The organism is Niveispirillum lacus, from assembly GCF_002251795.1.
GTDB classification, from domain to species: Bacteria; Pseudomonadota; Alphaproteobacteria; order Azospirillales; family Azospirillaceae; genus Niveispirillum; species Niveispirillum lacus.
Map to the genome: position 1 here is coordinate 44,248 of NZ_NOXU01000018.1, position 25,728 is coordinate 69,975.

Genomic DNA, 25,728 nt, shown 5'->3' on the forward strand with positions numbered 1-25,728 from the left:
TTTCCTATCGTCCCTGCCAGCGGGGGGTGCGTTTCTCCAGGAAGGCGGACACGCCCTCCTGCTTGTCGTCGGTTCCCAGCAGGGCCAGGAAGCGGCGGCGTTCATGCAGCAGATGGTCGCCATGGGTCAGGTCGAAGGCGGTCCGCACGCTGGCCTTGGCCGCTTGCAACGCTACAGGCGCGCGGCCGGCGATGGTGCGGGCCAGGTCCAGGGCGCGATCCAGTGCCTGGCCGGCCGGCACGCCTTCGCCCACCAGCCCGGCGGCGACGGCGCGGTCCGTGTCGATCATCTCTCCCGTCAGCACCATGCGCATGGCGAGATTGCGGCCCACCAGCCGGGGCAGGGTGGCGGTGCCGCCGGCCCCGGGCATGATGCCCAGGCTGCTTTCCGGCTGTCCGAACTGCGCGCCCTCTCCGGCCACTGACAGGTCGCAGCACATCAGCAACTCGCAGCCTGCCCCCAGGCACCACCCCTCCACCGCGGCGATCAGCGGCTTGGGAAAGTCGCGGATGCGCTCCCAGGCGGCCTGACGCGGCCCGTGCGGCGGGTCGTCGGGGCCCGACGACGCCAGTTCGCGGATGTCGGCACCGGCCGCGAAGACCTTGGCGTCGCCGGTGATGACCACGGCGCGGATATCGGGATCGGCGGCGGCGGCATCCAGGGCTTTGGCCAGGGCGGTCAGCAGCGGCGTGGCCAGGGCGTTGCGCCGGTCGGGCCGGTTCAGGCGCAGCAGGCGCACGCCGTCGGACGGCGTCTCGACCAACAGGTCGGGCTTAGGCGTCATAATCGACCACCACATCCGCCCCTACCGGTACCGACTGGCAGGTCAGGATGTAGCCGGCCTCGACCTCCGCCGCGGTCAGCCCGTAATTGGCCCCCATCTCCACCTTGCCGCTGACCAGCTTGCCCCGACAGGTGGCGCAGACGCCGGCCTTGCAGGCATAGGGGGCGGGCACGCCGGCGGCGCGGGCATTCTCCAGGATATTGCCCAGGGCGGGGTCGAAGCTGATGGAACGGCGGCGCCCGTCCAGGACCAGCGTCACCTTGGCGCCCGCCGCTTCCGCTGCGCGGGCGGCCGTGGCGGCGGCCTGGGCCGCGTCGGGCCGGTCGGCCGTGAAGCGTTCCAGCAGCACCTTGTCGCGCGCCACGCCGCGTTCCAGCAGGCTCTGCTCCACCGCATCCATCATCGGGCCGGGGCCGCAGACGAAGAAGGCGGCGATGTCGGCGACGGACACAACCCTTTCCAGCAGCTCCGCGCATTTCGCCCGGTCCAGTCGGCCATTGAACAGCTCCACCTCCTCTTCCTCATCCTCCAGGAAATGCAGGATGGAGAGCCGGTCGATGAACCGGTCCTTCAGCCCCGCCAGTTCCTCCAGGAAGATGATGGAGGCGGTGTCGCGGTTGCCGTAAAGCAGGGTGAAACGGCTTTTCGGCTCGGCTAGCAGCGCCGATTTTAAGAGCGACAGGACGGGGGTGATGCCCGATCCGCCGGCGAAGCCGACATAACGGTTGGCGGCTTGCGGATCGAAGGCCCAGGTGAAGGCGCCATGCGGGGGCATCACCTCCATCACCATGCCGGGCTTCAGCGCTTCATTGGCAAAGCCGGAGAACAGGCCGCCGGCCACGCGCTTGATGGCGACGCGCAGCTCCCCTTCCTGTGGGGCGACGCAGACGGAATAGTTGCGGCGCACATCCTGGCCCTCCAGGTCGGCCCGCAGGGTCAGGTGCTGGCCCGGCCTGAAGGTAAAAAGGGGCTTCAGCGCGTCGGGCACGTCGAAGCGGATGGAGACGGCGTCGGCGGTTTCCCGCCTGACTTCCGCGATGGTGAGGGGATGGAAGCCGGTGGACATGGGGCCTCTCGATATCGGCTCAATGGCATTTGAAACGGTCGAACGGTTCCAGGCAGTCCTGACAGCGCCACAGCGCCTTGCAGGGGGTGGAACCGAAGCGGCTGACTTCCGTGGTGCGGGTGGAGCCGCAGCGGGGACAGGGCGTGGGCAGCTCGGCACCGCGCAGGCGGGTCGCGGCTGCACCGGGTGGCGGCGGGGCGATGCCATAGGCGCGCAGCTTTTCCCGTCCCGCCTCGCTGATCCAGTCGGTGGTCCAGGGGGGGGACAGCACCGTCTCGACATCCAGATGGCCCAGCCCATGAGCGGCCAGCGTCCGCCGCACCGCCATCTCAATGGCCAGGGTGGCGGGGCAGCCCGTGTAGGTGGGGGTCAGCAGCACGGCGGACCTGTCCGCATCCACCCCGCGCACGATGCCCAGGTCGACGATGGAGACGGCCGGGATTTCCGGGTCGGGCACCGTGGCCAGCACTTCCATCACGCGGGCGGCATCAATGGCCATGGCGTCACCAGCTGGCGTTGGGGTAGGTGCGCTGGAGATACTGCATGGGGGCCAGCAGATGGCCCAGATGCTCGCTGTGATGGCCCTTGCGTCCGCCCAGGACAGGGCGATGCGACGGCAGCGGAGGCAGTGTCGCCTTTGCCAGGGTGCGGGCGATGATGGCGTCGAAGGCGAGGCGCAGCGCCGCCTTGTCGACGGCCAGACCACGGGCCGACAGGCCGGTCTCGATGGCGTCCATCGCGAACAGTTCGTCCACGAAGCGGGCCATCCATTCCAGCCCCTCGACCATGCGCTGCCGGCTCTCCTGGGTCCCGTCGCCCAGGCGCACCACCCAGCCGGCGGCCAGGTCGGCATGATAGGCGACCTCCTTCACCGCCTTAGCGGCGATGGCGGCCAGCTGTGCATCCGGGGACGCGGCCAGCTTGTCGAACAGCAGGCGCTGGTATGTCGAAAACAGGAACTGCCGGGCGATGGTCTGGGCGAAATCGCCATTGGGCTGCTCGACCAGCAGGCAGTTGCGGAAATCCAGCGCGTCGCGGTGGAAGGCGAGCCGGTCGGCGTCGCGGCCTTCCCCCTCCATCGTGCCGGCATGGCCCAGCAGGTATGTCGCCTGCCCGATCAGGTCCAGCGAGACATTGGCCAGCGACAGGTCGATCTCCAGCGTCGGCGCGTGCCCGCACCATTCGCCCAGGCGCTGGCCCAGCACCAGGCTGTCATCGCCCAGGCGCAGGAGATAGTCGAAATAGGCGCGATCGGACATGGGGCGGCCCTCAGATATGCTTGATGTGCTCGGGCACGTGATAGAAGGTCGGATGCCGGTAGACCTTGTCGGCCGCCGGCTCGAACAGCGGGCCGGACTGGGCCGGGTCAGACGCGGTGATGGCGGCCGAGGGCACGACCCACAGGCTCACCCCCTCCATGCGTCTTGTATAGGTGTCGCGGGCATGGCGCAGGGCCATGTCCGGATCGGCGCCATGGACGGAGCCGACATGCCGGTGCGACAGGCCATTCTTCGACCGGATGAACACTTCCCACAGGGGCCAGTGCTGGGACATGGTTTGATCCTTTTTGCTGTTCCCTCAAGCGCCGGGCCGGCAGTCGCCGGCCTGCGCCGGTCATGGACAATGACTGGCGGTCAGGCGGCCTGCCGGGCGCGCTGCTTCTCGGCATGGGCCGTGGCGGCGTCGCGGACCCAGGCGCCGTCGTCCCAGGCCTTGCGGCGGGCCTGCATACGCTCCCGCGCCACGGGGCCCTCGCCGCGCACCGCGGCATAGAATTCCTCCCAGTCGACGGCGCCGAAATCATACTGGCCCCGTGCCTCGTTCCATTTCAGATCGGGGTCGGGCACCGACAGGCCGATGGCTTCCGCTTGGGGCACCGTGATGTCGACGAACTTCTGACGAAGCTGATCGTTGGTGTCGCGCTTGATGCGCCAGCGCATGGACTGGGCGGAATTGGGGGAATTGTCGTCGGGCGGGCCGAACATCATCAAGGACGGCCACCACCAGCGGTTCAGCGCGTCCTGGGCCATGCGCTTCTGTTCCGCCGTGCCGCCGGCCAGCGCCATCATGATCTCGTAGCCCTGGCGCTGATGGAAGCTCTCTTCCTTGCAGATGCGCACCATGGCGCGGGCATAGGGCCCGTAGGAGGTGCGCTGCAACGGCACCTGGTTCATGATGGCGGCACCATCTACTAGCCAGCCGATAGCGCCGATATCGGCCCAGGTCAGGGTCGGGTAGTTGAAGATGGTGGAGTATTTGGCCTTGCCGCTGTGCAGCGCGTCGATCAGGTCGTCGCGCGCTGCCCCCAGCGTCTCCGTCGCGGAATAGAGGTAGAGCGCGTGCCCGCCCTCATCCTGCACCTTGGCCAGCAATACGGCCTTGCGGCGCAGCGAGGGCGCGCGGGTGATCCAGTTGCCCTCCGGCAGCATGCCCACTACCTCGGAATGCGCATGCTGCGACATCTGGCGGATCAGGGTGCGGCGATAGGCTTCCGGCATCCAGTCCTTGGGCTCGATGAACTCGTCGGCGGCCACCCGCGCCTCGAACGCGGCCAGCAGCTCGGCGGGTTCGACGGAAGTCACGGCGGCCTGCTTCTGCAATTCGGTCGTGTACATGGGGGCCTCTCGCTGTTCGTGGGGGTAGAATATAATAGACCGACCAGACGGTCAATTAATTATGTGCAGCTTTCGGGGACTTTCTGGTGCGGCAAGGCCTTGATCACACCCGTTCCAGCGCCAGCGCGATACCCTGGCCCAAGCCGATGCACATGGTGCACAGCGCCCGCCGTGCACCCCGGCGCTGCAATTCCTCCGTCGCCGTGATCACCAGCCGCGCGCCGGACATGCCCAGCGGATGGCCCAGCGCGATGGCGCCACCATTGGGGTTCATATGCTCGGCATTGTCGGGCAGGCCCAGCTGGCGCAGCACGGCCAGGCCCTGGGCGGCGAAGGCTTCGTTCAGCTCAACCACGTCGATATCACCGATGGACAGGCCCAGCCGGTCCAGCAGTGCTGTGGTGGCCGGCGCAGGCCCGATGCCCATGATGCGCGGCGGCACGCCGGCTGTGGCCATGCCCAGCACGCGGGCGCGCGGAACGAGGCCGTAGCGCTCCACGGCAGCGGCCGAGGCTACGATCAGGGCCGCAGCACCATCATTGACGCCCGACGCGTTGCCGGCCGTCACCGTGCCGCCTGGCCGGACGATGGGCTTCAGCCCGGCCAACGCCTCCAGGCTGGTGGCACGGGGGTGCTCGTCCTGATCGACGACCAGCGGGGCGCCCTTGCGCTGCGGGATGGTGACGGGCGTGATCTCCGCGCCCAGGCGGCCATTGGCCTGGGCGACGGCGGCGCGGGCCTGGCTGCGGACGGCGAACGCATCCTGGTCGGTGCGGGAGATGGCGAAATCGTTGGCCACGTTCTCCGCCGTCTCAGGCATGCTGTCGGTGCCGAATTCCTTGTGCATCAGCGGGTTGACGAAGCGCCAGCCGATGGTGGTGTCGAAGATCCGCGCCTCGCGGGAAAAGGCGCTGTCGGCCTTGCCCTGGACGAAGGGTGCGCGGCTCATGCTCTCCACACCGCCGGCCAGGATCAGGTCGGCCTCGCCTGCCCTGATGGCGCGGGCGGCGATGCCCACGGCATCCAGGCCGGACCCGCAGAGCCGGTTGACGGTGGTGCCCGGCGCTTCCGCGCCCAATCCGGCCAGCAGTGCCGCCATGCGGGCCACGTTGCGGTTATCCTCCCCGGCCTGATTGGCGCAGCCCAGGATCACATCATCGAAGCGGGCTCCGGCCAGGGCAGGGGACCGCGCCAGCAGCGCCTTGATGGGGATGGCGGCCAGATCGTCAGGGCGGACGGGGGCCAGTACCCCGGCATAGCGGCCGATGGGCGTGCGCAGCCCATCACAGATGAAGGCGTCGGCCATATTCATGCTTCCTCTTGGATGACGGGGCCGCCGATGGTGCGCGACAGGCCCTGGAATTCCGCGATGACGCGCCCGTCCCGGGTATGGACGCTGACGTTGTAGACGCCGCTGCGCCCGGCCACGGCCGCCTCCCGCGCTTCGGCCACCAGCACGTCTTTGCCATAGGCCGGGGCCAGATAGGCGATGGAGGCCTGGGCGCCCACGGCGGCCTGATTGCGGCTGTTGCAGGCATAGGCGAAGGCCGTGTCGGCCAGGGCGAAGATCATGCCGCCATGGGCCATGCCATGGCCGTTCAGCATGTCGGGCCGCAGCGCCATGGACAGCCTTGAATAGCCTTCGCCCGCCTCCTCAATCCGGATGCCCCAGGCGGGCCCGGTGCCCTCGCGCGACAGCATGGTTTCGGCGATCTGGCGGGTACGGTCACTCATGGGGCAATCCTTCGCTGGGCAGGTACATGTCGTCGCCAGTGGCCGCCGCCAGATTGGCGAGCACTTGGCGGACCCACGCGGGGCCGGCCTGATCGACCCAGGCCAGCGGCCCCTGCGGATGGTTGGCGCCGTGGATCATGGCGGCGTCGATGCCGGCATGATCAGCAACCCGGTCATGGGCGGCATCGGCTGCACAATTGGCCAGTTGCGCCAAGGTGCGCAGGACCAGCCCGCCGGGCCGGTCGGGCAGCACCAGCGCGTCCTTGCCCAGGGCCTGAGCGAAACCGGCAAAGGCGGTGCGGGCCGCAAAGTCTTGCGGGTCAGCCAGACTGGCGACCAGGGCCGAGGCACTGGCGAAATCGCGTGCCGTGTCCAGCATGATGCGCGTTCGACCATCCTCGGCGGCCAAGGCGGCGGCCGTGCGACCGTCACCTAGACGCAGCAAGACGCCATCGATCAGGATGGTATCGGCGGGCAGTGCAACGTCATCCGCAGCCTCCAACTCGGCGGCACGCAGCGCCGCCAGACCCTCGCCGAAGCACAAAAGGCCAGGACGGGGGGCGGTTGGTTCCAGGGCAATGATGGGCTTCGTCCCCGCCATGAACACACCACTGCCGGTTTTGCGGCCCAGGTTCCCGGCATTGACCAACGCCTTCTGTACGTCCTGTGGGCGGAAGCGGGTCTTGCCAGCATAGGCGCTGTAAACCGAGCTGGCGACGGCATAATTGACGTCATGGCCGATCAGGTCCGCCAGTTCCAACGGCCCCATGCGGAAACCGCCCGCCGCCTTTAGTGCATGGTCGATGCTGGCCGCATCCAGCTCCTCACCCAGGGCCAGGAACCCCTCCGCATAATAGGGACGGGCCACCCGGTTGACGATGAAGCCAGGCACGTCGGCGGCCTGCACGGGCACCTTGCCCCACCGGCGCATCAGGTCGACGAGGATCGGGCCCAGCCCAGTCGCGTTGTCGCGTATGGTCACCACCTCCACCAGTTTCATCACCGGGGCGGGGTTGAAGAAATGCAGGCCGACGAACCGCTCCGGCCGCTCCAGACTAATAGCTAGGCTGGAGATCGGCAGCGAGGAGGTGTTTGAGGCGATGACGGCCTCGGCTCCGAGCACCTTCTCCAGCCGCGCGAATAGGGCCGCCTTGGGTGCTGTCTGCTCCACGATCGCCTCCACCACCAGGACGCAGGGGGCAAGGTCGGCGATATCCTCGCTTAGGGTCAGGCGGGCGCGGATGGCCCCGGCTGCCGCCTCCGTCAATGTGCCGCGCCTCACCTGGCCGGCCAGCGAGGCATCGATGATGCCGCGCCCCCTCTCCAGCGCCGAAGCACCGACGTCAAGCAGCACCACACGGTGGCCGGCGGCCGCCGCGACCTCTGCGATGCCGGCACCCATGGCACCCGCACCGACGACGCCCACGGGCGTCCCTGTTTCCAGAATGGTTCGCATGACTGACAGCTAAACCTCCGAATTAAGGGCTTGTCAATAATAGATTGACCGGTCATTCTATTAAACACGGCAGGAACGGCCTGCCGCTCGGGGAAGATGCATGCCCATGTTCGAGACCATCCTGTTCAATATCAATGCCGGCGTAGCGCGGCTGACGCTGAACCGTCCTGACCGGCTGAACAGCTTCACGGTGCGGATGCATGCGGAAGTGGCGGCGGCTTTGGATGAGGTGGAGAAGCCGGGTGCCGCCCGCGTCCTGGTGCTGACGGGTGCCGGGCGCGGCTTCTGCGCCGGCCAGGATCTGTCCGACCGGGCCGTGTCACCGGGTGGCGATGGGGTTGATCTGGGCCTGTCGCTGGAGAACCGCTATAACCCGCTGATCCGCCGCCTGTCGGCCCTGCCCCTACCGGTGATCTGCGCCGTCAATGGCGTGGCAGCGGGGGCAGGGGCCAATATCTCGCTCGCCTGCGACCTCGTCATCGCGGCGCGGTCGGCCAAGTTCATCCAGCCCTTCGCCAATATCGGCCTGGTGCCCGACAGCGGCGGCACCTGGACCCTGCCGCGTCATGTTGGCCAGGCCCGCGCCTTGGGTTTGGCGCTGACCGGCACGCCGCTGCCCGCCGAACAGGCCAAGGAATGGGGCCTGATCTGGGACGTGGCGGATGATACGGAGTTGGCCGCCACCGTCGATGCGCTGGCCGCCCGCCTAGCCCAGGCGCCGACGCAAGGTCTGGCCCGCATCAAGCAGGCCATCCGCGCCGGCTGGTCCGTGCCACTGGACCAGCAGCTCGACGTGGAGCGTGACCATCAGCGTGCGCTAGGCCACACCGACGATTACCGGGAGGGCGTGGCCGCCTTCCTGGAAAAGCGCCAGCCGCGCTTCACGGGACAATAAGTTTTTCGGGAGCACATGACATGTCGATTTTGAGCAATTACGCACTGGACCAGTGGGTACAGGTGCAAACTGGGCTGGTTTCCATCCCGTCGGCCCTGGACGCAAGCACCGTGGCGCAGACAGGCAGCCAGGGGCTGGATTTCGCCTCCATGCTGCAACATGCCCGCAGCGTCGGCGGCCCGGCCCTGCGCGCCATGACCTTCCATGAGCGTGCACGCCTGTTGAAGGGTCTGGCCGAAGCCATCATGGCGCGCAGGGAGGAACTGTACGCGCTGGCCACCCATACCGGTGCCACCCGCGCCGACAACTGGATCGATATCGAGGGCGGGGCCGGCACGCTGTTCGCCTATGCCTCCAAAGGGCGGCGGGAATTGCCCAATGCCCGCATCCTGATCGATGGCGATACGGAGGTGCTGTCCAAGCGCGGCGGCTTCATCGGCCAGCATGTCTACATGCCTTTGCAGGGTGTGGCCGTGCATATCAACGCCTTCAATTTCCCCGTCTGGGGCATGCTGGAAAAGCTGGCGCCCACCCTGCTGGCGGGCGTGCCGGCCATCGTGAAGCCGGGCACGGCCACGGCCTACGTCACCGAGGCCGCCTTCCGCGTGATGATCGCGACGGGGCTGCTGCCGGCCGGTGCCCTGCAGCTTATCGTGGGCGCCACCGGCGATTTGTTCGACCATCTGACGGGCCAGGACGTGGTGTCCTTCACCGGTTCCGCCCAGACGGCGGCCAAGCTTCAGAGCCATCCCGTCATCGCGCGCGAGGGCGTGCGGTTTGTGGCCGAACGCGATAGCCTGAACGCCGCCATCCTCGGCCCCGACGCCACCACTGGCAGCCCGGAATTCGCGCTGTTCGTGAAGGAGGTGGTGCGGGAGATGACGGTGAAGGCCGGGCAGAAATGCACCGCCATCCGCCGCGCCCTGGTGCCTGCCTCCCTGATCGATGAGGTGCAGGCCGCATTGAAGGCCGCCCTTGCCAAGGTCGTGGTGGGTGACCCCGCCCGTGAAGGCGTGACCATGGGGGCCCTGGTCGGTTCCGCGCAGCTGGCCGATGTGCGCGAAAAGATTGCAATGCTGTCGCAGGAGGCGTGGATGGTCCATGGTGATGGCGAACCGGTGGTGAATACCGATGAGCGCGGGGCCTTCATTGCGCCCGTTCTGCTGCGCACCGACGATCCGGACAACGCCGACCTGCTGCATGAAGTAGAGGCGTTCGGGCCAGTGGCGACCCTGATGCCTTATCGGGATCTGGCGCATGCCGTTACGCTGGCCAATCGCGGCAAGGGTTCGCTGGCCCTGTCCATCGTCACCCATGACCCTGGCGTTGCCACCGACCTGTTGCTGGGCCTGGGGTCCTTCCATGGCCGTATCCACATCCTGAACCGCGACTGCGCCAGGGAAAGCACGGGCCATGGCTCTCCCCTGCCGGTGCTGGTGCATGGCGGCCCGGGTCGCGCCGGCGGTGGGGAGGAGATGGGCGGTATCCGTGGCGTGAAGCATTACATGCAGCGCACGGCGCTGCAGGGCTCCCCCGACATGCTGTCTGCGGTTACGGGCACTTGGCTGACGGGCAGCAGCCGGCGAGAAGGGGAGGTGCATCCCTTCCGCCTGCGCTTCGGGGAACTGCCCATCGGCTATACCAAGAAGACGGCGGCGCGCACCATCACGCTGGAGGATATTGAGCATTTCGCCCAATTCACCGGAGATACCTTCTATGCCCACATGGATGAGGAGGCGGCCAAGGCCAGCCCGATCTTCGGCGGACGGGTGGCGCATGGCTACCTGATCCTGTCCTTTGCCGCCGGCCTGTTCGTCGATCCGGCGCCGGGTCCCGTCCTGGCCAATTACGGGCTGGAAAGCCTGCGCTTCATCAAGCCGGTGAAGCCCGGCGACAGCATCCAGGCGGCCCTGACGGCGAAGGAGAAGAGCGCCAAGACGCCGGAGATGGGCGAGGTGCGCTGGAACGTCGCCGTGGCCAACCAGGATGGTGAGTTGGTGGCGACATATGACCTGCTGACCATGAATGCGGTCTGAGGGCCGCTACCTTAGAGAGGCGTGTTGATGCTACGCCACGTCGCGGGTCACATGCTCGATGTCAGCCGCATCGCGCCACCCCATCCCCGGGCTACCGCCCCTGGTGTTCTTACATGAAGGGCTGCATAGCGTTGCGCAATAGCGGGACTTTCCCCGTCGTATAGCCGTGACCGTATGTTGCGCGGCTATGGTTTATTCCCGCCGCGGGCATGGCGGGACGCAACCGCTGGCCGGCGCGCCGGGATGACTAACTTCATAGTGAGGCGCTGGTCACCCTGCCGGCCTTGCCGAAGGTCGAGGGGGTCGATAACCTAATCCTAATCCCAATCCTGATCGGCTACAGCTTCAGCGTCTTGGTCGCCTTCTTCTAAGCTGGCGACGTACACTGACCTGTCACAGGCATATCCGCAACGGCACCGCACGTGTTCGAGGAGGATGTGACCATCGCGAGCGAGCGTGCGGCCCCGAAGGCCTCTGCCGGGGCCTTTCGGTGTCAAGCCTTCTGAGTGCTCGTCACGCCGCCGGGCTCATACTCCTGGCCGGGTCGTCGTCCACCCCAAAGCAGAAATTCAGAGCTACACCATCGGCCCGACGCTAGGAACCGTCATCAACTGGCGACTGACCGTGTTCTCCCGCCAAATTGCCAGCTTCAGCCGGTGCAGCTTGGTGAACTCTGTCTGCATCGCAAATCGCGCAGCCAGCATTGGCAGCATCAACAGCTCCAGCAACGGATGCCGCTGACTGGTTGCCTTTGCGCTCCGATTGTGATTTCTCGGCCCGTTGCCATGACACATGCGTGATTATATGCCAGATTAAAACCACCGGTACTGGACCGATGGACTATCCCAACGGCCGAGGAGCCGAAACGCTGCGTAGTCACGGGCTACCAACCAAAACGCTCCATTCCCTGACTGCGGCTTTCCTATGGCACTACCGCAGCGCTCAATCTACGTTTTATGCGATGAACTGTCTGGAGATGTGCACCACTTGCAACTTGTTGCAAGGGCAATATCACGGCGTGTATGTGCCCAAGATGTGTCCAAGCAGGAATGGCTCTTCGGAGCAGCCCGCATCTTGGTCCATCCCGATGGCCATATCGATGCTTTGATCCCGGAATGAAGGCTTGGGCACCCGGTACATCGGCATCGACTGTAAAGGCGTAATGGACGAAGCTTGGTTGCTGAGCGTGCCAACGATTGACCTTTATCTTGCTATACCGGACAAACCTCACACGCGCGTAGCAAGATGGGGCGGCAGATAGATGCCAAGATAGGAGACAACGGCCATGATAGCCTCATCCAGGGCTTCCTGTGTAACCTGATCATGCTCCGCAACCGACAGCGAAAAAAAGACATCGGCGATCAGCAGTGCCTTGAAGAAAAGCTCACGCGAGTCGGCCAGTTCCGGCAGCAGGAACTGCTTCTTCACGGCCATCCACAGGGCTGTGCCGAAACGGAAATCTTCCTTGCAGGCCGCACTTTTAATGTCCGGGGGCGTATGGGGCCCCAGCATCAGTTTGCGGGCGGCCGGATCCTTGTTGAAAGCTGACTGGTGATGGATCAGTGACGCCTTGATCAGTTCCTGCCAGCTGGATGCCGGCGGCAGGTCAAGATCTTCCGACGCCTGCTGGGTGGCGATGGTGCGGGCCAGCTCCCGCCAAATATCCATGATGTCGCCGAAGAAATGGTATGCCGACGACAAAGGTATTCCGGCAGCCTCCGCCACCGCCGCCATTCCCACCTGATCAAGCGGCAGTTCGCCCAGCACCTGTCGTGCGGCGGTCAGTAGTTCCGCCCGTCTCGCCCGCCCCCTTGCCTGGGTGGCCCGGCTGTTCGAAGCCCGTGGTGTACTGACAGCTACCATAATCGTCCTCAATCGAATTCACACTTCTGACGGACGTTGTTTCGGCCCATCTTTCTCGCTTGACAACAGAAAAAGCAAACCTCAGAATTCGAAAAAATTCGAATTAAGGGGGAGCTATGAGAAAACTGATGGCGCTCCCGGCCGCTTTTGCGCTGTGCACCTCCGTGTACGCGCAGAATTCTGGCCCGGGAAGTTCGGAAGGGGAAGGGTTAATTGAAATCATCGTGACCGCTCAGAAACGGGCGCAGGGGCTGCAGGAAGTCCCGGCCTCGGTCACGGCATTGGGAGAGGAAGCGCTGGCATCCATCGGACGACAGGACGTCACCGCCCTTGCGGGGCAGGTTCCCTCGCTTCAGGTCAACCAGTACAGTCCGACGATCACGATCTTCAATCTGCGCGGCGTCAGCCAGAACGATTTCGCCGACAGCCAGGAAGCGCCGATCGCCTTTTATTCCGATGAAGTCTATGTTTCCGCGCTGGGGGCCATCAGCGGGCAGACCTTCGACCTTGAACGGGTGGAAGTGCTGCGCGGGCCGCAGGGCACGCTGTTCGGCCGCAACGCGACCGGCGGCCTGATCCAGATCGTTTCCGCCAAGCCCACGGATCGTTTCGAAGGGTTTCTGACATCGACCGTCGGCAGCCACAGCCAGATCGCGACGGAGGGGGCCGTCAGCGGCCCCTTGAGCGACCGGGTCCGTGGACGCCTTGCCTTCACGACCAACCATCACAAGGGCTATATCGAAAACCGCATCGGCCCGGACCTGGGAAACTCGAAATTCTACGGGATCAGGCCACAATTGGCGGTCGATGTCGGCGAGGATGGCGAACTGACCCTGAAGGTCCAGCATCTGCGCAATGACCATGAACGCAGCGGCGGCCTTTACTCTCACATCGCCGCGCGTCCGGACGCGAACGGTCTTGGCATGGCCGTTGGGCCCCAGGAGGATTATTACGGCACGGGTCCGGGCGCCGATCCGATTGGTTTCCGTGAGCCGGACAGCGATCCCTTCACGGCTTCCAACGACCGTATCGGTTCCTTCGACCGTAAGTTTTCCAGCGTCACCGCCCGCTATACCCAGACGGTCGGGGCGGTCGACCTGACCTCCATCACGGATTACCAGGAACTGCGCAAATCCTACGGCGAGGATACCGACATGTCGCCGGACGGGATCTTCAACTTCGATACGCACCAGAAGCTGAAACAGTTTTCCCAGGAACTGCGTTTGGCCCAGGATACGGACCGGTACAACTGGCTGGCCGGTGCCTATTACCTGTCGATCCGGTCCGACAATGCCTATGCCATCACCTCGCCGCTGAGCATCCTGCCCAGGCAGAATTACGGTGGCACGCTGAAGACCGACAACTGGTCCGGCTTCGGACAGTTCGAATATAACCTGACCGACACTGTCTCCGCCGTGGTCGGCGGGCGCTATTCAAGCGACGCGAAGAAGTACGACTTCGCCCATCGGACCGATGGGATCGGCGATTTCATCTTCAACCAGACGACCAACCCGTCGCTGGCCCGCCGCACCTTCCATGACTGGTCGGGCCGGCTGGAACTGAACTACAAGCCCACCAGGGACATGCTGTTCTATGGCGGTGTCAATCGCGGCACCAAGAGTGGCGGGTTCGGCACACAGGCCTTCACGCCAATCGATCCGGCAACCATCCCGTTCGGCAGCGAGAAGCTGACCAGCTACGAGATGGGGGCCAAGCTCACGCTGGACCGCACCACCAAGTTCAACACGGCCGTCTTCCATTACGATTACAAGGATTATCAGGCATTCTCCATTGTCGCGCTGTCCCAGTTCATCCGCAACAATCCGGCGCGGGTGACGGGGGCGGAATTCGAACTGGTCAAGCAGCCCGTCAAGGGCCTGACCTTGCAGTTGTTCGGCACCTATCTCGACACCAAGGTGAAGGACATCGTCCTGCCGTCGGGCACCGTCGCGGACCGTGAACTGCCCCAGGCGCCCGAACTCAGCCTCGGCTGGATGGTGCGGTATGAATTCGCCCTTGGTGCCGGCAGCCTGGCCGTGCAGACGGACTGGAAGTACGACGGCGCGCAGTTCTTTTCGACCTTCAATGCCCCGATCGATCATGAAGGCGCCCGTGTCGTCGGCAATGCCCGCATCGCCTACATGTTCGACGACGGGACCGAAGCGGCGATTTTTGCCAACAATATCCTGGACCGCCGCTATCGTATCTACAACCTTGACCTGTCCGGTCCGCTTGGCATCTCAAACCAGGCCTATGCACGGCCGCGCTGGATCGGCGCAAGCCTGACTGTCCGTTTCGATTAGGGTCGGCCGCAGCAGAATTCGACGTGCCGATACTGGATGAACCCTTAAAAGGACCCGAGCATGCGAATTTCTAGGGCAGTCTACATTTGCGCAATCGCAACACTCGGGATGACGGGTGCCGCCGGCGCCCAGGACGCCGCGGCCGGTGCCCGGTTGTTCACCGCGAAATGCCAGGCCTGCCACCAGCTGGACCCCGCCAAGGGGTCCGGCATGGGCCCCAATCTGGCAGGTGTGATCGGACGGAAGTCCGCCGCTCTGCCGGGATTTAATTACTCGCCCGCCATGAAGGGCGCCAATCTCGTCTGGGACAATGCCAGCCTGGACGCCTACCTGAAAGCACCGCAAGCGGCCATCAAGGGCAACCGGATGACGTTCGCCGGCATCGCCGACGCCCCGCACCGGGCCGACCTGATCGCCTTCCTGGCCACGAAGAACTAGCCTCTGACCGGAGGATTTCCACTATGTCCCGCCTTTCCCTGATCGCCCTTTGCGCTGCCATTGCCCTTGTGGCTCCGGCCCGCGCCGAATTGCAGGCCGAACAATTGTCGGTCGAAACGCTGCCGGAAAAATTGCCTGCCCACTGGGTTTGGGTCAATGACGTCGCCTTTTTCAACATGGCCGACGGCAGGGCCTATCTGATCGACGCGGATAACGGTCGCTTCGTCGGCATGGTCAGTGGCGGCTATGGCCACGGCTCGCTGGGCCTGGACCCAAGGGGCGACCGTTTCGTCGTGCCGGCCACCTTCTATTCGCGGGGCTCGCGGGGGGATCGCACCGATGTGCTGACCCTTTACGAGACGAAGAACCTGACGCCGGGGACGGAGATCATCATCCCGGCCAAGAAGTTCAGCGGCATCCCCTTTGTCGGCAACTCCACCCTGACCGATGATGGCCGTTTTGCCCTGATCTATAATTTCACACCTGAACAATCGGTGACGGTGGCGAACCTGGACAAGGGCGCGGTGGTGGGGGAGTTCCAGACACCGGGCTGCGGCCTGATCTATCCCGTCGGCCCCCGCCGCTTCATGATGCAGTGCGGTGACGGGTCCATGCAACTGGCCTTGATGGATGCCGAGGGCAAGGTGACGCCGGGCGGCGTGTCCAAACCGCTGTGGACGCAGGAGGATCTGGCAACGGAAAAGGCTGTCCGCGTGGGTGAAAGCCGCTGGATGTTCTTTACCTACAACAGCCAGGTCTTCATCGTCGACGGTGCGGGCAAGGAACCCAGGGTCGTCGATCAATGGTCGCTGGTCGGACCCAATCCCGATGGCTGGCGGGTGGGCGGTCTGCAACCCAGCGCCTATCACACGGCCCAGGGCCGGCTTTACGTGCTGATGCATCAGGGCGGGCCGGAGACGCGCAAGGACCCCGGCAAGCAGGTCTGGGTCTTCGATCTGAGGACCCGCAAGAAGATACAGCAGATCGACCTGGAGACAACGGCAACCTCCATCGCCGTCAGCCAGGATGCCAAGCCGTTGCTCTATGCAACCGAGTTCGGGGTCCCCACGCTCAACATCTATGATGCGGCCAGCGGCAAGAAGCTGCGTGCGGTCGACCAGTTGGGCCAGACCCTGACCGTCATCCAGCCGGCACCCGTCCAGCCCGCCGCGATGGGGAGGTAGCAGATGCCGCTTGATCCGGTTTTTTCCCTGGTGGTCAAGGCAGGCCTGGCACTGCTGTTCGCCTTTGCCGTCTGGCACAAGCTGCGTGACTGGCCGCGCATCGGGGCAGTGGTCGGCGGATACCGCCTGTTGCCGCCGGCACTCAGCCAGCCGGTGGCGGCCCTTCTGGTCGTGCTGGAACTGGCGGCGGCGGGGGGGGCGCTGCTGTCGCCCTCCGCACTCTGGCTGTCGGCCGGGCTGCTGTCGGCCTATGCGGCTGCCATCGGCTTCAACCTCCTGCGCGGCAATGACCAGATCGACTGCGGCTGCATCGGTTTCGCCGCAGTACGGCCCCGGCTGCGCTGGACCATGGTCATCCGCAACGCGGTGCTGGCCGCGCTGGCGCTGCTGGCGGTGTTGCAACCCGTCGCCGACCGGTCACTGGTCTGGATCGACTATCTGACTTTGCTGGCCGTGCTGCCGGGCGCCGCCCTGCTCTATGCCGCCCTGGAAACCGCCATTTCCCTGCCCTCCCGCGGAGCCGCGTCATGATGGAAGCCCTCTATGTCGCCCTTGTCCTGCAATGGGTCATCATCCTGGCCCTGGCGGCGGCCGTCGTGGCGCTGTTCCGGCAGGTCGGCATGCTGCATGAACGGCTGGGCCCTGTCGGCGCCCTGGTCCTGCCGGGCGGGCCGAAGGCCGGCGCCACCGCGCCCCGGTTCACGCTGCGCGCTATTGACGGCCGCAAGGTCGTGATCGGTCAGGAAGGCGGTGCCCGATCCACGCTGCTGTTCTTCCTGTCGCCGACCTGCCCGGTCTGCAAGACGCTGATCCCCATCATCAAGCGGGTCGCGGAGGATGAGCGCAACCGGCTGGATCTCGTGTTGGCCAGCGACGGGGACGAGCCGGCACAGCAATTGATGATCCGGCAGCACAAGCTGGAGGAATTCCCGCTGGTCCTGTCGACGGAGCTGGGCATGGCCTACGGCGTGTCAAAGCTGCCGCACGCCGCCCTGATCGGGCCTGACGGCAAGCTGGCCGCCACCGGTCTGGTGAATAGCCGTGAGCATCTGGAAAGCCTGCTGACGGCCCAGGATCTGGGGGTCGCGTCGTTGCAGGAATTCGTGACCAAGACCGCGCAAGACCGCGCGAAGATCGAATGGGTTGGGAGGTAAGACCGTGACGAGACTGGATCGCATCGCAGAAATCCTCGCCCGGCAAGCCGCCCGGGCCATCTCCAGGCGCAGCATCCTTGGCCGCCTGGGGGCCCTTGCTTCGGCCGCCAGCCTTCCGGCCTTGCCGGTGGCGCGCGCATCCGCCCAGGCGGCCAAGGCCCCGCCGGGGGAGACGGGTGACCCGGCGTCCTGTGACTACTGGCGCTATTGCGCCATCGACGGCTTCCTCTGCTCCTGCTGCGGCGGATCGGTATCATCCTGCCCGCCGGGGACGGAACCGTCGCCCATCACCTGGGTCGGCACCTGCCGCAACCCTGCCGATGGCAAGGATTACGTCATCTCCTACAATGATTGCTGCGGCAAGGCGGCCTGCGGGCGTTGCATCTGCAACCGCAATGAAGGCGACACGCCCGTCTATCAGCCGCAGGGCGCCAACGACATCAACTGGTGTCTGGGGACGCAGTCCGGCATCGTTTACAACTGCTCGACGGCCGTCGTGCTGGGCGCGGCGGGCTGATGCGATGCGGCGGGCCTTCACCATCGCCTGTCTCGCCGCCGCGCTGATCCTGCCGATGGCGGCGGCCCAGCCGCCATCGCGCAGTCCGCGCACGAACTACATGACCAATTGCCAGGGCTGCCACCTGCCTGGGGGCGAGGGCATGTATGGCAAGGTGCCGCCGATGCGCGGACACCTTGCCAATTTCCTGACGGTTCCGGGGGGACGGGAGTTCCTGATCCGCGTTCCCGGCGTCGCCAATTCGACCCTGAATGACAGTGACCTGGCAGCCCTGATCAACTGGCTGGTTCCCGCCATGGGGCCCGACGTGCCGGGCGGGTTCGTGCCGTATACCAGTGACGAAATCCACCGGCTGCGCCGCATGCGTCTGCAGGACGTGAACACCTTGCGTGCCGCCCTGATCGAACAGATGTCCGCCGACCGTCGCGCCGCGATGCTCGGTGCGGCAAGCCGCTAACCACAAGATCTCACCATAGGGAGAGAGCCTGCCATGAATGGCAATTTCGCTCTGACAATCGACGGCCGGCAAGTCGCCGGAAGCGGCACCTTCGAGGTCCGCGACCCGGCCACGGGCGCCGTTGTCGCCACAGCACCCGCCGCTTCTGCGGACCAGCTGGACGCGGCCGTGGGCGCCGCGCGCAAGGCTTTCCCCGGCTGGGCGGCCCGGTCTGAAGCCGATCGCAAGGCTGTCGTGGCCAACGTGGCCGACATCATCGAAGCCCACGCCGCGGAACTGGCCGAACTGGTGACCCGCGAACAGGGCAAGCCGCTGGCCGGCCTAGGTTCCCAATGGGAAATCGGTGGCGCCATCGCCTGGGCACGCCACACGGCAAGCCTGGACCTGCCGATGGAAACCATCCAGGACGATGCCGGGGGGCGGGTGACCCTGCACCGCAGGCCCATCGGCGTTGTCGGCTCGATCACACCGTGGAACTTCCCCGTGATGATCGCCATCTGGCACGTGATGCCCGCCATTCTGGCCGGCAATACCGTGGTCCTGAAGCCGTCCCCCAACACGCCGCTGGCGACGTTGCTGCTGGGGCAGCTGTTGCAGGAAGCGCTGCCGCCGGGCGTTCTGAACGTCATTGCCGGTGCCGATGGGATCGGTCAGGCCATGGCCGACCATAAGGGCATCGACAAGATCGTCTTCACCGGATCGACCACCACGGGCCGCAAAGTCATGGCCAGCGGCGCCGCCAACCTGAAGCGGCTGACACTGGAACTGGGCGGCAACGATGCCGGCATCGTTCTGCCAGATGCTGATCTGGATGCGCATATCGACAAGCTGTTCTGGGGCATCTTTATCAATAATGGCCAGACCTGCGCCGCGCTGAAGCGTCTCTATGTCCATGACAGCCTCTATGACGCGGTCTGCGACCGGCTGGTCGCCTATGCTGCGAACATCGTCACGGGCAACGGGCTGGAACCCGACAGCCGTCTGGGCCCGGTCCAGAACCCCATGCAGTTCGACCGGGTGAAGCGGCTGGTGGAACAGGCCAGGCAGGCCGGCGCCCGCGTGCTGTGCGGGGGCGAACCCGCCGAAGGCCCCGGCCTGTTCTATCCCGTGACCATCCTGGCCGATGCATACGACGGCATGGACATCGTGGACGAGGAACAGTTCGGCCCCGCCGTGCCCATCATCCGTTTCACCGATATCGAGGATGTCATCGCCCGGGCGAACGCCAGTGAAAGCGGCCTCGGCGGCTCTATCTGGTCGCGGGATCTGGAAAAGGCGAGGGCCCTGGCGGCCCGGCTGGAATGCGGCAGCGTCTGGATCAACAACCATGGCGCCATCCGGCCCGACGCCCCGTTCGGCGGCGTAAAGCAATCCGGCATCGGCCTGGAATTCGCCAGCCTGGGCCTTGCCGAATTCACCAGCGTACAGGTGATCCACTCATGATCGCAACGCTGCACCCCATTGAGCGGGCGTCCGTGGATGAATTGCGGGCGCTGCAATTGGACCGGCTCCGCTGGTCGCTGAACCAGGCCTACACCGGCAACCCGCGCTATCGCGCCAAGTTCGACGCGGCCGGCATCCATCCCGACGATCTGCGCTCGCTGGACGATCTGGCAAGGTTCCCCTTCACCACCAAGGCCGACCTGCGCGACGCCTATCCGTTCGACTTCTTCGCCGTGCCGCAGGACAGGCTGGCGCGTATCCACGCTTCCTCCGGCACCACAGGCAAGCCCGTCGTCGTCGGCTATACCAGGACCGATCTGGATACCTGGGCACAGCTGGTCGCGCGGTCGATCCATGCCGCCGGCGGCCGCAGTGGCATGAAGGTCCACGTCGCCTATGGCTATGGCCTGTTCACCGGTGGCCTGGGTGCCCATGGCGGGGCGGAGGCCCTGGGCTGCACCGTCATCCCCATGAGCGGCGGGCAGACGGAAAAGCAGATCCAACTGATCGCCGATTTCCGGCCCGACATCATCATGGTCACGCCGACATATCTGCTGGCGATGATCGACGAATATCACAAGCGCGGCCTGGACCCCGCCCAGACGTCGCTGAAGATCGGCATTTTCGGCGCCGAACCCTGGACGGAGGCCATGCGACGGGAGATCGAGGGCGCGTTCGCCATCACCGCCACCGATATCTATGGCTTGTCGGAGGTGATGGGGCCGGGCGTCGCCCAAGAATGCGGGATCGCCAAGGACGGCCCCACCATCTGGGAAGATCATTTCTATCCGGAGATCATCGATCCGGAGACGGGCGCCGTCCTGCCTGACGGATCGGAAGGCGAACTAGTCTTCACCTCGCTCAGCAAGGAGGCGATGCCGGTCATCCGCTATCGCACCCGCGACTTGACCCGGCTGCTGCCCGGCACGTCGCGGCCAATGCGGCGCATGGCCAAGATCACGGGGCGCAGCGATGACATGCTGATCATCCGTGGCGTCAATGTCTTCCCCAGCCAGATCGAGGAGATCCTGCTGACCTGCCCGGCCCTGTCGCTGCATTACCTGATCGAACTGACCCGTCCCGGTCGCATGGACGTGGTGGCGGTGGAGGTGGAGGCGCGGTCCGGCAGCACGGCCGAGGACCAGGCCCGTGCCACCCGCGACTTCGCCCACAAGATCAAGTCCCTGATCGGGATCAGCGTGAATGTCGTGATCCGGCCGCCGGGCACCCTGGCGCGATCGGAAGGCAAGGCCCGGCGGGTGGTCGACCGGCGCGGCGCAACGGTGAACTGACGACCGGAACGCACCGATGACAAAACCGATCGTCCCGACCAGCCAGCCCAGGGACCGGCACGATCCAGCAACCCAAGCCGGGTGAAAGGGAGAGATCAGTGAGCGCCTTGGTCATCGATCCCCGCAGCACAATCTGCAAGATTGAGCATCGGTTGGGCAGCATCTTCATCAACCTAACGGAGCGGGAGCGCGCGGTCTGCGCCCGCTCCATGGTTGGGATGACGGCCGAGGCCATTGCCCTCGACCTCGGCATCTCGTCGGCATCGGTGCTCACCTACCGCCGGCGCGCCTATGTACGCTACCACTTCACCCACAGCAACCAGTTCTTCCTGGGGATGATATGATGGGGATGCCATCCAGGGAGCGGACGCTGCTGCTGGGCCTGTTGCTTTCCACCTGCCTGCTTCCCGTGGAAGCCGGGGGCAAGGAGAAGGGTCCGGCCGATCTGCTGGTCGTTGGCGGACAGATCAAGACCCCGTCGGGCTGGGCCGAAGCCATGGCCGTCCAGGACGGCGTGATCCGCTTCGTCGGCAAGGAAAGCGAGGCCCGCCGCCTTGCCGGGCCAGCGGCGACGCTGGTCGATGTGCATGGCGGCACCGTCCTGCCCGGACTGGTGGATTCCCATGTCCATCCGCTGTTCGCCGGGCTGGCGGCTGCGGCCTGCCGCCTGTCGCCGGGGGCCGGTGCGGCCGACATCCAGGCGGCGGTGCGGGATTGCGTGGCCAAGCGGGCGCCGGGCGACTGGATCAAGGGCGGTAGCTGGGTGGCGGCCAGCTTCACCCAGGGACAGCAGACCCGCGCCCTGCTGGACGCCGTCGCCCCCGACAATCCTGTCGTCCTGGATGACGAGGCGCTGCACAGCGTCTGGGTCAACTCTCTGGCGCTGCGGCTGGCCGGGATCGACCGCAACACGCCAGACCCGGTCGGCGGCATCATCGAACGCGACGCGGCAGGGGAGCCGACGGGGCTGCTGCGGGAAAATGCGACCAGCCTGGTCGAACGCGCCCTGCCGCCCGACAGCCTGACCGCCCGGCGCACGGCCGTCAAATGGGCAGCGGACATGATGCTGTCCCAGGGCATCACCGCCTTCACCGTGGCCTCCATCCGCGATGCCGATATCGAGCCCTTCGCCCAGCTCACGCGGGAGGGGCTGGTAAAGCAGCGCATCCGCGGCTGCATCGTCTGGGACGCCCTGCCCGGCGTGCAGCAGGACATGGGCGAACGCCTGATCGCTGCGCGGGCCGACTACACGACCGACCGGTTCAGGCCCGACTGCGTGAAGATCTTCATGGATGGCGTGCCCACCGAAAGCCATACGGGGGCCATGCTGCATCCCTATGCCGATCATGGCGCCGGGGACAGCCGGCCGGAGAAAGGCATCCTGATGATGGCGCCGTCCGACCTGAACCCGGCGGTCGCGCGGTTCGACAAGATGGGCCTGTCGGTGAAGTTCCACGCGGCCGGCGATGCGGCCGTGCGGGCGGCCATTGATGCCATCGCCTTCGCCCGGCAGGCCAATGGCGGGAACGGACCGGTCCATGCCGTCGGCCACAGCACCTTCGTCGATCCGGCAGACATTCCCCGCGTGGGGCCGATCAACGCCGCCTGGGAGTTCTCCCCCTATATCTGGTACCCGACGCCGATCGCATCGGTCGACATCGCCAAGGCGGTGGGGGCGGAGCGGATGCAGCGCTGGATGCCGCTGGCCGATGCACTGAAGACCGGGGCGTTGGTGGTGACCGGGTCGGACTGGCCGGTGATCCCGTCAGTCAATCCCTGGCTGGCGCTGGAAACCCTGGTCACGCGTGAACGCCCCGGCGGCAGTCCGGAAAAACTGGCCCCCGGCCAGGCAATCAGCCGGGAACAGGCCTTCACGCTTTTCACGGCCAACGGTGCCCGGCTGATGGGGCTGGGCGATCAGATCGGTGCCCTGAAAAAGGGAATGGCTGCCGATTTCATAGTCATACAGGACAATCCTTACTCAGCCCACATCCACGATCTTCATGAAATGCGCGTGATGATGACCTTTATCGATGGAGAAAAACAATATGAACAGTCCCCTTAAGGACTGTCATCAGTACTGGGGACAGAGCCACCTGTTCAATCCTGATACTATTGATCCTTGATCGATAACCGCCCGGAACCGGGCCATATAAGGAGGCTAAAGGGAATCCATGCGACATAAGAATCGCTTCGCGCTGCTGGCTATCAGCCCATTGGCACTGTTGGTCTCAACCCACGCCGCCCTGGCGCAATCCATCAACGAGACGGTGGAGCTGGAAGAGATCATCGTCACGGCCACCCGTCAGAGCCAGAGCATCATCAAGGTGCCTGTCAGCGTGAGCGCGCTGTCGAGCGAGGCAATGGACAGCCGGGGTATCCGCGACTTTTCCGACATCGTCCGTCAGACGCCGGGCGTCACAATCGAACGCAGCAACACCACGTCCAACATCTCCGTCCGCGGCGTGAATTCGGCTGTGGGTGCCGCCACTACCGGCATCTACATTGATGACATACCAATCCAGATCCGCCAGTTGGGCTATGGCGGCGGCAATGCCTATCCCGTGGTGTTCGACCTTGAACGCGTGGAAGTGCTGCGTGGGCCGCAGGGCACCCTGTTCGGCGCCGGGTCCATGGGCGGCACTGTGCGTTTCATCACCCAGCAGCCCTCCTTCTCCGGCCTGAAGGTCTATAGCCGCGGAGAACTGAGCAGCACCCAGCATGGGTCGGCCAACGGCGAATTGGGCCTATCGCTGACCGGTCCCGTGGTGGATGACAAGCTGGCGCTGGCGGCCAGCGCTTATTACCGCCGCGACGGTGGCTTTGTCGATCGCATCAGCTCCTTCACTGGCAAAGTGGTGGACGAAAATGCCAACCGCACCGACAGCTATGTCGGCCGCCTGGCAGCAAGCTGGCGCGCCAGCGACAGAGTGAAGATCACGCCGTCCTTCTACTACCAGGATCTCAAGACCAACGACAGTCCTGAGACCTGGGAGAGATATTCCAATTACGGCGACAGCGTCTTCCGCAATGCCAATCAGGTCCAGGAGTCGGGTCGGGACAAGTTCTATCTGCCTGCCGTTAATGTCAGCGTCGATTTCGACGGTGTCGAACTGATCGCCGTCGGGTCCTATTTCGATCGCCGTCAGGAGTTCGTGCAGGACTACACCACCTTCGACCAGACCCTGTTCACTGGTGTGAACCACCTGCCCTATCTGCCCGAACAGCAGGCACCGGCGAATTTCGTGGTGGCGCAGAAGAACTGGACCGGGGAGGTCCGGCTGCAATCCGACGAACCGACGGGCCATTGGCAATGGGTAGTCGGCGGCTTCTTCGCCCATGCCGAACAGACCTCCATCCAGCAGGTGGTCGATCCCTATCTGCCCGTCTATCTGTTCGGGCAGAGAAGGCCGGTGCCGGGCTATTCCGTCTATGATCAGAACGCCGTTTCCACCGACGAGCAGGTGGCGGCCTTCGGCCAGTTGACCTACAATATCACCGACCAGCTGTCGGCCATTGCCGGCCTGCGCTACAGCCACACCAAATTCAAGATCCAGGACATCGCCCAGGGCTTCGTCGTGGGGCCGCTGGTGGATGACCGCGGCCGGCAGAGCGAGAACCCGATCACGCCCAAGGTCGGCCTGAATTACCAGGCGACGCCGGACACGCTGCTTTACGCGTCGGCGTCGCGCGGGTTCCGTGTCGGCGGCTACAACCCGCAGGTCGGAACGCAGTGCGGGGCGGAACTCAACTCCATCGGCTATCCCAACGGACGCCCCACCAACTATGATTCAGACTCCGTCTGGAGCAAGGAACTGGGCGTGAAAAGCCGCTTCGCCGGTCTGGGCAGCATCCAGGCCAGCGTCTACCAGATCGACTGGAAGAACATCCAGCAGGCGGTGGGGCTGAATTCCTGCGGCTTCCAGTTCACATCCAACCTGGGCAAGGCGCGCAGCCGCGGCTTTGACGTGCAGGTGGAAGTGCGGCCCGTCGAGGGCCTGTCCTTGCAGGCGGAGGTGGGCTACACCGACGCGCAGTTCCTGGAAACGGTGCGCGGCGGCCCCACGGCCGCAGCCCCGCTCGTCAGCAGTGGTGACCGCGTCCAGGGGGCACCATGGACCGTCTCCCTGCACGGTCAGTATGATTTCGACGTCACCAGCACGCTTCCCGCCTATGTCCGGACGGACTTCGACTACCGGTCCAAGCAGACGAAGCTGCCGCCCTACCTGAACCCCGCCAACGGTGCCATCGACACGGACCTGACCCTGCCGCCGGCCATGAGCGTCTGGTCGGCCCGCATCGGCGCGCGGCCGGGGGATTTCGACGTCTCCGTCTTCGTCAACAACATCCTGGACAAGTCGACCTGGACGCGGCGTGAACGCGCCTCCAACCCGAACGAATTCTTCCGTCGGGAAGTCATCCGTCCCCGCACCTTCGGGGTCACGGTCGGTTATCGCTACTGACCCGTTCCGGTCCCGGACGGGAGCGGGT

25 protein-coding genes are annotated in these 25,728 nt (G+C 65.3%); 14 read left to right on the top strand and 11 right to left on the bottom strand.

All coding sequences use genetic code 11. From position 1 onward, the window contains the following. Positions 1-4: 4 nt before the first annotated feature. From CHU95_RS02475 to CHU95_RS02515, 9 genes are all read right to left on the bottom strand, one after another. Positions 5-784, bottom strand: a complete 780-nt coding sequence (locus CHU95_RS02475; protein WP_094453395.1) for an enoyl-CoA hydratase-related protein — start codon at positions 782-784, stop codon at positions 5-7. After that, positions 774-1,850: a 1,2-phenylacetyl-CoA epoxidase subunit PaaE gene (paaE, locus tag CHU95_RS02480; protein WP_094453397.1), complete on the bottom strand. Its 1,077-nt coding sequence runs from the start codon at positions 1,848-1,850 to the stop codon at positions 774-776. The genes CHU95_RS02475 and paaE overlap by 11 nt, the downstream gene beginning before the upstream one ends. Before the next feature lie 19 nt (positions 1,851-1,869). Further along, on the bottom strand, positions 1,870-2,349 hold the full coding sequence (gene paaD / locus CHU95_RS02485; protein WP_094453399.1) for a 1,2-phenylacetyl-CoA epoxidase subunit PaaD: 480 nt from the start codon (positions 2,347-2,349) through the stop codon (positions 1,870-1,872). A gap of 4 nt (positions 2,350-2,353) precedes the next feature. Next, positions 2,354-3,109 carry a 1,2-phenylacetyl-CoA epoxidase subunit PaaC gene (gene paaC / locus CHU95_RS02490; RefSeq protein WP_094453401.1) on the bottom strand — a complete coding sequence of 252 codons (756 nt, stop codon included), beginning with the start codon at positions 3,107-3,109 and terminating at the stop codon, positions 2,354-2,356. A 10-nt stretch (positions 3,110-3,119) separates the two neighbouring features. Then, complete coding sequence (paaB, locus tag CHU95_RS02495; protein WP_094453403.1) at positions 3,120-3,404, bottom strand: 1,2-phenylacetyl-CoA epoxidase subunit PaaB; 285 nt, start codon at positions 3,402-3,404, stop codon at positions 3,120-3,122. 80 nt (positions 3,405-3,484) lie between these two features. Further along, positions 3,485-4,465: a 1,2-phenylacetyl-CoA epoxidase subunit PaaA gene (paaA, locus tag CHU95_RS02500; protein ID WP_094453405.1), complete on the bottom strand. Its 981-nt coding sequence runs from the start codon at positions 4,463-4,465 to the stop codon at positions 3,485-3,487. A gap of 103 nt (positions 4,466-4,568) precedes the next feature. Further along, a complete protein-coding gene (pcaF, locus tag CHU95_RS02505) occupies positions 4,569-5,771 on the bottom strand; it encodes a 3-oxoadipyl-CoA thiolase (RefSeq protein WP_094453407.1) in 1,203 nt (400 codons plus the stop codon). 2 nt (positions 5,772-5,773) lie between these two features. Continuing rightward, complete coding sequence (gene paaI / locus CHU95_RS02510; RefSeq protein ID WP_094453409.1) at positions 5,774-6,199, bottom strand: hydroxyphenylacetyl-CoA thioesterase PaaI; 426 nt, start codon at positions 6,197-6,199, stop codon at positions 5,774-5,776. Beyond that, entirely contained in the window at positions 6,192-7,655 is a 1,464-nt protein-coding gene (locus CHU95_RS02515; protein WP_094453411.1) for a 3-hydroxyacyl-CoA dehydrogenase NAD-binding domain-containing protein, read from the bottom strand. The genes paaI and CHU95_RS02515 overlap by 8 nt, the downstream gene beginning before the upstream one ends. Before the next feature lie 100 nt (positions 7,656-7,755). Here CHU95_RS02515 and paaG point away from each other — a divergent pair, with 100 nt between their 5' ends. Next, positions 7,756-8,550 (top strand): 2-(1,2-epoxy-1,2-dihydrophenyl)acetyl-CoA isomerase PaaG, encoded by a 795-nt coding sequence (gene paaG, locus CHU95_RS02520; protein WP_094453413.1) that lies wholly within the window; start codon positions 7,756-7,758, stop codon positions 8,548-8,550. A gap of 20 nt (positions 8,551-8,570) precedes the next feature. Next, on the top strand, positions 8,571-10,586 hold the full coding sequence (paaZ, locus tag CHU95_RS02525) for a phenylacetic acid degradation bifunctional protein PaaZ (protein WP_094453415.1): 2,016 nt from the start codon (positions 8,571-8,573) through the stop codon (positions 10,584-10,586). Between the two features lie 575 nt (positions 10,587-11,161). Here paaZ and CHU95_RS22285 read toward each other — a convergent pair. Further along, positions 11,162-11,299 (bottom strand): hypothetical protein, encoded by a 138-nt coding sequence (locus CHU95_RS22285; protein ID WP_158659902.1) that lies wholly within the window; start codon positions 11,297-11,299, stop codon positions 11,162-11,164. Between the two features lie 514 nt (positions 11,300-11,813). Beyond that, positions 11,814-12,449 carry a TetR/AcrR family transcriptional regulator gene (locus CHU95_RS02530; protein WP_094453417.1) on the bottom strand — a complete coding sequence of 212 codons (636 nt, stop codon included), beginning with the start codon at positions 12,447-12,449 and terminating at the stop codon, positions 11,814-11,816. A 224-nt stretch (positions 12,450-12,673) separates the two neighbouring features. Here CHU95_RS02530 and CHU95_RS02535 point away from each other — a divergent pair, with 224 nt between their 5' ends. The 12 genes from CHU95_RS02535 to CHU95_RS02590 all read left to right on the top strand — a co-directional run bounded on the left by CHU95_RS02535 (position 12,674) and on the right by CHU95_RS02590 (position 25,700). Next, a complete protein-coding gene (locus tag CHU95_RS02535; RefSeq protein WP_199772407.1) occupies positions 12,674-14,752 on the top strand; it encodes a TonB-dependent receptor in 2,079 nt (692 codons plus the stop codon). A gap of 108 nt (positions 14,753-14,860) precedes the next feature. Next, positions 14,861-15,190 (top strand): c-type cytochrome, encoded by a 330-nt coding sequence (locus tag CHU95_RS02540; protein ID WP_199772408.1) that lies wholly within the window; start codon positions 14,861-14,863, stop codon positions 15,188-15,190. Positions 15,191-15,213: 23 nt separating this feature from the next. Further along, positions 15,214-16,374: an amine dehydrogenase large subunit gene (locus CHU95_RS02545; RefSeq protein ID WP_094453423.1), complete on the top strand. Its 1,161-nt coding sequence runs from the start codon at positions 15,214-15,216 to the stop codon at positions 16,372-16,374. A gap of 3 nt (positions 16,375-16,377) precedes the next feature. Continuing rightward, positions 16,378-16,905: a MauE/DoxX family redox-associated membrane protein gene (locus CHU95_RS02550; RefSeq protein ID WP_094453425.1), complete on the top strand. Its 528-nt coding sequence runs from the start codon at positions 16,378-16,380 to the stop codon at positions 16,903-16,905. Further along, on the top strand, positions 16,902-17,528 hold the full coding sequence (locus tag CHU95_RS02555) for a redoxin family protein (RefSeq protein ID WP_199772409.1): 627 nt from the start codon (positions 16,902-16,904) through the stop codon (positions 17,526-17,528). The genes CHU95_RS02550 and CHU95_RS02555 overlap by 4 nt, the downstream gene beginning before the upstream one ends. A 4-nt stretch (positions 17,529-17,532) precedes the next feature. Next, positions 17,533-18,045 carry a methylamine dehydrogenase light chain gene (locus CHU95_RS02560; protein ID WP_094453475.1) on the top strand — a complete coding sequence of 171 codons (513 nt, stop codon included), beginning with the start codon at positions 17,533-17,535 and terminating at the stop codon, positions 18,043-18,045. 4 nt (positions 18,046-18,049) lie between these two features. After that, positions 18,050-18,502: a c-type cytochrome gene (locus CHU95_RS02565; RefSeq protein ID WP_094453427.1), complete on the top strand. Its 453-nt coding sequence runs from the start codon at positions 18,050-18,052 to the stop codon at positions 18,500-18,502. A 33-nt stretch (positions 18,503-18,535) separates the two neighbouring features. Beyond that, positions 18,536-19,945 carry an aldehyde dehydrogenase family protein gene (locus CHU95_RS02570; protein WP_094453429.1) on the top strand — a complete coding sequence of 470 codons (1,410 nt, stop codon included), beginning with the start codon at positions 18,536-18,538 and terminating at the stop codon, positions 19,943-19,945. Next, positions 19,942-21,237 carry a phenylacetate--CoA ligase PaaK gene (gene paaK / locus CHU95_RS02575; protein ID WP_094453431.1) on the top strand — a complete coding sequence of 432 codons (1,296 nt, stop codon included), beginning with the start codon at positions 19,942-19,944 and terminating at the stop codon, positions 21,235-21,237. Before CHU95_RS02570 ends, paaK begins: the two co-directional genes overlap by 4 nt. Before the next feature lie 98 nt (positions 21,238-21,335). After that, on the top strand, positions 21,336-21,581 hold the full coding sequence (locus tag CHU95_RS22645; protein WP_199772411.1) for a LuxR C-terminal-related transcriptional regulator: 246 nt from the start codon (positions 21,336-21,338) through the stop codon (positions 21,579-21,581). Continuing rightward, entirely contained in the window at positions 21,578-23,302 is a 1,725-nt protein-coding gene (locus CHU95_RS02585; RefSeq protein ID WP_094453433.1) for an amidohydrolase, read from the top strand. Before CHU95_RS22645 ends, CHU95_RS02585 begins: the two co-directional genes overlap by 4 nt. Before the next feature lie 109 nt (positions 23,303-23,411). Next, on the top strand, positions 23,412-25,700 hold the full coding sequence (locus tag CHU95_RS02590; protein ID WP_094453435.1) for a TonB-dependent receptor: 2,289 nt from the start codon (positions 23,412-23,414) through the stop codon (positions 25,698-25,700). Positions 25,701-25,728 lie beyond the last annotated feature (28 nt).